This is a genomic window from Streptomyces sp. W16 (genome assembly GCF_033194735.1).
In the GTDB taxonomy this organism is placed as follows: Bacteria; Actinomycetota; Actinomycetes; order Streptomycetales; family Streptomycetaceae; genus Streptomyces.
In genome coordinates, this window is record NZ_JAWOAI010000496.1 from 1 (window position 1) to 7,103 (window position 7,103).

6 protein-coding genes and 2 pseudogenes are annotated in these 7,103 nt (G+C 72.1%); 4 read left to right on the plus strand and 4 right to left on the minus strand.

The window, feature by feature from the left end; translation table 11 throughout:
* Together R6V09_RS41585 and R6V09_RS41590 are read left to right on the plus strand one after the other, a co-directional pair.
* A pseudogene (locus tag R6V09_RS41585) lies at positions 1 to 335 on the plus strand (hypothetical protein); the annotation flags it as partial.
* A 116-nt stretch (positions 336 to 451) separates the two neighbouring features.
* A complete protein-coding gene (locus R6V09_RS41590; protein WP_317886679.1) occupies positions 452 to 1,666 on the plus strand; it encodes a lactonase family protein in 1,215 nt (404 codons plus the stop codon).
* Here the strand turns inward: R6V09_RS41590 and R6V09_RS41595 are convergent.
* Together R6V09_RS41595 and R6V09_RS41600 are read right to left on the minus strand one after the other, a co-directional pair.
* Complete coding sequence (locus tag R6V09_RS41595) at positions 1,634 to 2,359, minus strand: DUF2470 domain-containing protein (protein WP_317886680.1); 726 nt, start codon at positions 2,357 to 2,359, stop codon at positions 1,634 to 1,636. The genes R6V09_RS41590 and R6V09_RS41595 overlap by 33 nt on opposite strands.
* A gap of 99 nt (positions 2,360 to 2,458) precedes the next feature.
* The gene (locus tag R6V09_RS41600; protein WP_317886681.1) at positions 2,459 to 3,067 is read right to left on the minus strand and encodes a TetR/AcrR family transcriptional regulator; all 609 of its coding nucleotides are present in this window, start codon (positions 3,065 to 3,067) and stop codon (positions 2,459 to 2,461) included.
* Between the two features lie 108 nt (positions 3,068 to 3,175).
* Here R6V09_RS41600 and R6V09_RS41605 point away from each other — a divergent pair, with 108 nt between their 5' ends.
* A complete protein-coding gene (locus tag R6V09_RS41605; protein ID WP_317886682.1) occupies positions 3,176 to 4,705 on the plus strand; it encodes a cytochrome P450 in 1,530 nt (509 codons plus the stop codon).
* On the opposite strand, the gene R6V09_RS41610 is transcribed toward R6V09_RS41605, so the two are convergent.
* Complete coding sequence (locus tag R6V09_RS41610; protein ID WP_317886683.1) at positions 4,667 to 5,497, minus strand: pentapeptide repeat-containing protein; 831 nt, start codon at positions 5,495 to 5,497, stop codon at positions 4,667 to 4,669. The genes R6V09_RS41605 and R6V09_RS41610 overlap by 39 nt on opposite strands.
* Positions 5,498 to 5,502: 5 nt before the next feature.
* Positions 5,503 to 6,396 carry an RNA polymerase sigma factor SigJ gene (gene sigJ / locus R6V09_RS41615; protein ID WP_317886684.1) on the minus strand — a complete coding sequence of 298 codons (894 nt, stop codon included), beginning with the start codon at positions 6,394 to 6,396 and terminating at the stop codon, positions 5,503 to 5,505.
* 100 nt (positions 6,397 to 6,496) lie between these two features.
* Here sigJ and R6V09_RS41620 point away from each other — a divergent pair.
* Positions 6,497 to 7,103: pseudogene (locus R6V09_RS41620) on the plus strand (hypothetical protein); the annotation flags it as partial.

The window sequence follows — 7,103 nt, forward strand, 5'->3', positions numbered from 1 at the left end:
ACGAGGACGACCGCGCGCTGACGGCCTGGGCCAAGGAGCCCGCCGGGCGGGTCTTCGTGCACCTGGTGACGCCTCCGGAGTGGCGCCGCATCACCGGCGAGGAGCCGCCGCCGTCGCCGGTGGACCGGGCCGCGTACACCCGGGCGGGGCTGCCCTGGTTCGACTACTACGACCAGGACGCCGAGGATCTCGCCCCCACCGACACCCTGGGGGCCGTGAAGCCGGTGGGCGACTGGCTGGGCGACGACCACGAACCCTGGCAGCAGCCGACTCCCGGCCAGGTGCAGCCCCTCAAGGACGCGCCGGGCAAGCCGGTGCAGGACGGAGACTGGTAAGCAACACTCATCCATTGCACCCTGCGCAACGCGCGTTGCCGGTCTTGCGCTCAACCGCCCATCCACGCCAAGGTTGCCGTGCCGACCGGGGCAAGCGACGACCTGAGGGTGTGGGTATGAGCAGTGGTGCGGACGCGTCACAGGATGGCTGGAGTCGACGCCGTTTCCTCGGCGCCCTGGGCGGAACCGCGGCCGTGGTCGCGGTCCCCGCACCGGCTTCGGCCCCGACCGACCCCGAAACCGCCCCTACGGCCGCCAAGGCACCGGCCCCCGGCGCCCACCGCACCGGCAGGGCCTCCGGCCCCCGCCCCCTCTACCTCGGCACGTACACCTCGGTCGACGGCGGCGGCACGGGCATCGGCCTGGCCACCTACGACCCGACGACCGGCGAGATCACCGGTGCCGGAACGCTCACCGGGGTCGCCGACCCGTCGTACCTGGCCCTGCACCCCGACGGCCGCACGCTGTACGCGGTCGACGAGCAGACGTCCGGCGCGGTGACCGCCGTACGTCTGGCGGACCGCAAGATCCTCGGCGCGCGGAGCACCGGCGGCGCGGGCCCCTGCCATCTGTCGGTGCACCCGACCGGGCGCTGGCTGCTCAGCGCCAACTACACGTCCGGCAGCGTGGCCGTGCACCCGATCGCCACCTCGGGCGCGCTCGGCGAACGCACCGCTCTGGTCAAGCACTCCAGTCCGCAGCCGGGCCCGGGCCAGGACGGCCCGCACGCGCACCAGTTCGTGACCAGTCCCGACGGCGGCCATGTCCTCGCCGTCGACCTGGGCACCGACACGGTCTACACCTACCGCCTGGACCTCACGAAGGGCACGCTCACCGAGGTCTCCCAGGCGCACACACGCGCGGGCGCGGGCCCGCGCAGCCTCACGTTCCACCCCGGCGGCCGGTACGCCTACCTGGCCAACGAGGTCGACGACACCATCGCGGTCTGCGGCTACGACCCGGCCACCGGCGCCCTCACGATCGGCGACCCCCAGACCAGCGGCAGCACCGGCAGTGCCACCAACTACCCGGCACAGATCCTGGTGACGCCGAACGGCTCGTACGCCTATCTCGCCAACCGGGGCGACAACACCCTGGCGCGGTACGCCGTCGAGGCGGACGGCGCCCGGCTCCGGCTGCTCGACACCGTGCCGGTGAGCGGTGACTTCCCGCGGCAGATCGCCCTCTCGCCGGACGGGACACTGCTGTTCGCCGCGAACCAGAGGTCGAGCACGGTCAGCGTGTTCCTGGTGGACGGGCCGAGTGGTGAACTGCGGCTCGCGGGCGCGCCGTTCGCCTCACCGGTCGCCGTCTGTGCGCTGCCGCTGTAGGGGACGCGCGCAGGACGCGGCACTGGCCTGGGTGAGCAGCACATGCATACGTTCGGTGAGGTGGGCGACCGTGTCGGCGGGCGCGTGAAACGGCAGTCGCACGTCGCCGTGGGCACGGGCGCGCTCGATACGCAGAGTCAGTCCGTGCCGGTCGACGGCGAGGGGCTGGACACGGACCGCGCCGTGCAGGCTGTCGGGCTCGACGAGGCGGGTCAGCCGCTCGACCGCGTCGGAGTGGCAGTCGGCGAGGTGGGTCAGCAGCTGGGCCTCGGCCAGGGCCAGCGGGTCGGGTTCGGCGGCGGCGAACTCGTCGAGGTCGATGACCACCGCGCCGGTCGCCGGACGCAGCACCACGCGCGTGGGACTGAACGCCAGTTGGCCGTCCTCGGGGACGAACCAGCCGGCGAGCCACACGCGGGCCCTGATGCGGTTGCGCACGGGGACGGGCGCGACGTCCGCGAACTCAAGGACCGCGGACGGCTCGCCGCGCGGCGCGCAGATCGCGGCGGCCAACAGGGCGCTGTCCTCGGGCACTTGAAGAAGCACCCGGCCCTCGTCGTCCACGCTGTGCGCGCCGACGAACTCCTCGCGACCGCCCTCCGCGGTCACCGCGCAGGACCATGCGGCGGCGAGCACCGAGCGGGCCCGCTCGGCCGCGGCAGGCACGGCCGTCCACGATTGGCTGTCACCCATCCCTGAACCTCCTTAGGTAAGCCTTGCCTAACTTACCGAAGATCGGGGCGCGCGCCAACCACGCCACGCAATCTCTCCACCAAGTCGTCCAGGACGAGTTCAGGGTGCGATGACGCCCAACAGCGCCCGCGCGCACAGATCGCGCACCTGCTCGCGGCTCAACTCCGGTCCGCGCAGCCACTCCAGACAGACGGCGGTCGTGAAGGCCAGCCAGCCGCGCACCGCGAGTTTCGTGTCGGGCCGCTCCTCCACGGCCGGCCCGAACTCGGGATCGGCGGCGAGCGCGGCCAGGATCTGCCGCTCCTGCGCCGCCAACGCCCGCTGATAGACCCGCCGTACGGTCTGGTCCCCGGCCGCGTCGGCGCGGTGGAAGGCGCGGTAGCCGTGCGCGTGGGTGTGCACGTACTCCAGATAGGTGTCGAGGGCGACGGCGAGCTGTTCCCGGGCCGGTACGCCCGGTACGGCCGCCGTCAGCCGCAGCATCCGCTCGCTCTCACGCTCGACGACGGCCGCGAAGAAGTCCCGCTTGGTCGGGAAGTAGTGGTAGAGCAGCCCTCGGGAGACCCCGGCGATCTCGGCGACCTGCTCGATCCACACCTCGTCGTAGGGGCTCTCCGAGAACAACCGCGCGCCCACCGTGAGGAGTTGCTCCCGACGCTCACCGGTACTGAGCCGGCGGCGTGTGCGCTCTCCCTGATTGGCGGCCATTCCCGCACTTTACTTGACGTCGGTTCAACAGTGGGATCACACTGACACACGCTATTGAACCCACGTACAACAGGCTGAACCCGCGAGTGGATCAAGGGAGATCGCGTCATGGCGGAGACGACGACGGTGACGCCGACCGCGCTGCCGAAGGGATTCCGGGGCGCCGAGCAGGGCTGGCCCCAGCTCGACCGGATCCCGCATCCGCCGCGCCGGGTCCCGCTGCTCGGTGACGTCATCGGCGCCGACCGGCGCACTCCCCTCCAGGACACACTCCGCTACGCCCGCCAACTGGGCCCGATCTTCCGCCGGAAGGCCTTCGGCAAGGAGTTCGTGTTCGTGTGGGGCGCCGACCTGGTGGCCGACATGGCGGACGAGTCACGGTTCGCGAAACACGTCGGCCTCGGGATCGCCAATCTGCGGCCGGTCGCCGGGGACGGGCTGTTCACGGCGTACAACCACGAACCCAACTGGCAGCTGGCGCACGACGTCCTGGCCCCCGGTTTCAGCCGCGAGGCGATGGCGGGCTACCACCCGATGATGCTGGCCGTGGCCGAACGCCTGACGGATCACTGGGACCGCGAACTGGCCGCCGGACGGTCGGTGGACGTACCCGGCGACATGACCAAGCTGACCCTGGAGACGATCGCGCGCACCGGCTTCGGCCATGACTTCGGCTCCTTCGAACGCGACCGCCCGCACCCCTTCGTCACCTCGATGGTCGGCACGCTCAGTTACGCGCAGCGCCTCAACTCGGTGCCGGGACCGCTGGCCCCGCTCCTCCTGCGCACCGCGACCCGGCGCAACGAGGCCGACATCGCCTATCTCAACCGCACGGTCGACGACATGGTGCGCACCCGCCGTACTGCGAGCGGTGACGGCGACCTGCTCGACCGGATGCTGGAGACGGCCCACCCGGAGACCGGCGAGCGGCTCTCCGCCGAGAACGTCCGCCGCCAGGTCATCACCTTCCTGGTCGCCGGCCACGAGACGACCTCGGGTTCGCTGTCCTTCGCGCTGCACTACCTCGCCCGCCACCCGGACGTCGCGGCCCGCGCCCGCGCCGAGATCGACCAGGTCTGGGGCGACGCGGAGGTGCCGGGCTACGAGCAGATCGCCAAGCTGCGCTACGTACGCCGGGTGCTCGACGAGTCGCTGCGGCTGTGGCCGACGGCGCCCGCCTACGCCCGCGAGGCCACCCGCGACACCGAGCTCGCCGGGGTCCACCCGGTGCGGCGGGGCGCCTGGGCGCTGATCCTGACGCCGATGCTGCACCGCGACCCCGAGGTGTGGGGCGCGGACGCCGAGGAGTTCGACCCGGACCGCTTCGACGCCAAGGCCGTCCGCTCCCGTGCCCCGCACACCTTCAAGCCGTTCGGGACGGGAGCGCGGGCCTGCATCGGCCGCCAATTCGCCCTGCACGAGGCGATGTTGGTCCTGGGCCTGCTGCTGCGCCGCTACGAGCTGCGCCCCGACCCCGCCTACCGGTTGCGGGTGGCCGAGCGCCTGACGCTGATGCCGGAGGGGCTTCGGCTCCACCTGGACCGGCGTACGGCGTCCGGGCCGGTGACCGCATCAGCCGCGGTCCCGGACGACGGCACCTCAGAGCCCCGCTGCCCAGTGCGCCGGGCGGACGACTGACCCCGGCAGCCTGGTGCCCGCGCTGCCCCTGGCCGCGTTGACCTGGGGCTGGGTGAGGAAGAACGCGCCGGTCAGGTCGGCGTCCGTGAGATCGGCGTCCCGCAGGTCGGCGCCGATCAGATCCGCGCCGCGCAGATCGGCCCCGGTGAGATCGGCGGCGATGAGGTAGGCACCGCGCAGATTGGCCCCGGTGAGATCGGCGCCCTTGAGCCGGGCCCCCATGAGATCGGCGCCCCGACGGTCCTTCTTCTTCCCCTTCACCCCGGCCCGCATCAGCTCACTGGTCCGCAGCAGCAGCACGTTGACCTCCTGCCGGTGGGCGCCCACGTCGAGCGCGCCGAGCTCTTCGGGCGTGCCGCGCGTGAGTTCCTCGGTGCGGTCGAGGGCCCGGCGCAGGTCCGGGTGGACCGGCCGGGCGGCCGACAGGGTGAGCGCCTCGGTCAGATACCAGAGCAGTTCATGCAGCTGCCGTACGACGGGGAACACGTCGAACATCCGACGGGACTCCGCCCGGGGGACCGTGCGCCAGTCGCGCCCGCCGAAGGTGACCTGCGAGACCTTCTGTCCGGCGCCGAAGCAGTCGTAGACCGTGCAGCCGGTGAAGCCCGTCTGCCGGAGCTTCGCGTGGATGCCGCAGCGGTGATCACCTCGGAGGTTCGGGCACGGTGTCCCCGCGGCCTTGTCGATCGCGAAGTCCGTCGTGGCGGCGAAGGGCAGCGCGACGCAGCACAGTCCGAAACACCGCTCGCAGTCACCGCGCAGGTCGGTCCGGTCCGCTATGTGATCTTCCATGCCGTTCAGCGTACTGACCCGTTCACGTCGAGGTGGGCCAGCCGGTCGGGGTCGGACAGGATGTACATCTCGGTGATCCGGCCGTCGGCGATCGTGACGCCCATGACGGAGACGAGCTGTCCTTCGGGGGCGTTGACGACGCCCACCGTGCCGTTGACCAGGGCGAGTTGGGCGAGGCGCGCGAACGGGGCGAACATGAGGGCCTGTTCGGCGATCGCGCGTGCTCCGCGCAGCGCCTTGGAGGCCGCCACGCCTCGCACCAGGGCCCCGGAGTCGGCGCGCAGCGCCACGTCCGGGTGCAGGAGTGCGACGAGGGCGTCGAAGTCGCCCTCGCGTGCGGCGGCGAGGAAGGCCTCGACGATCTCGCGCTGCCGGCCGAGGTCCGGGTCGGTCGACGGGCTTGCGCTCTGGACCCGGCGGCGGGCCCTGCTGGCCAGTTGGCGGGTCGCGGCGGAGGTGCGGTCCACGATCGGGGCGATGTCGTCGAAGGGCACCGCGAACAGGTCGTGCAGGACGAAGGCAAGCCGTTCGGCGGGCTCCAGGGTCTCCAGGACGACGAGCAGGGCGAGGCCCACCGAGTCGGCCTGGAGTACCTCCTCTTCGGGGTCCAGGTCCGTCAGGGGTCTGATCAGCGGGTCCGGGACGAATGTCTCGTCGATGGGGTCCTCGCGGCGGGCGGTGCGGGCGCGCAGCAGGTCGAGGCAGACCCGGCCGACGACGGTGGTGAGCCAGCCGCCGAGGTTCCTGATCTCGTCCGCGTCGGTGCGGCTCAGCTTCAGCCAGGTCTCCTGGACGGCGTCCTCCGCCTCCGGCAGCGAACCGAGCATGCGGTAGGCCACCGCGCGCAGCCGGCCGCGGTGTTCCTCGAACCGGTCCGCCAGGAGTTCCGTCTCGTTCATACGGTCCACCCAACACGTCCACCCCCCGCCACGGCCACGCCATTTCCGGCGTCCCGTGTCCGTTTGCGGGGCGGGTGGGGCGGGACGACGATGGGGAATCATGGACCCGGTCGGCGTCGCGTCCCGCAGACTGCCGCGTGTCGCGGCCATGGTCCTCGCCGTCCTCGCGACGGCGGTCCTCACCCTCGCGGCCACGGCCCGCTCCACCGTGATCTCACCGGGTTTCTACCGGTCGGCACTGGACGAGCAGAAGGCCTACGACCGGCTCTACAGCCAGGTGCTGGTGGATCCGCGGACGGCCGCGGTCACCCGGGGGCTGCTGGCCCGGCTGCCCGTGCCGGAGGCGCAGGTCACCTCCAACCTCAAGCTGGTGCTGCCGCCGGAGACGGTCCGTGATCTCACCCAGCAGCAGATCGACGCCGTGGTGGGCTATCTGGGCGGCGAGCGCGACTCGCTCGACCTCAAGGTCGATCTGCGGCCGGTGCTGGCCAACCTCAACGACCTCGCGCAGATCTACTTCGGCGATCTCGTCGCCTCGGTCCAGGACCGGCCCGAGCCCGACTTCGCACGCTTCTCGGCCGACCTGTCCACCGCCCTGGGTGCCGTGGTCGCGGGGCACGGCCCGAACGGGCTGCCCGCCCTCCCGTTGACCGGGGCACAGGCGGAGCAGGCGGCCGGGACGCTGGTGAGCGGGCTGCCCGCCGCGG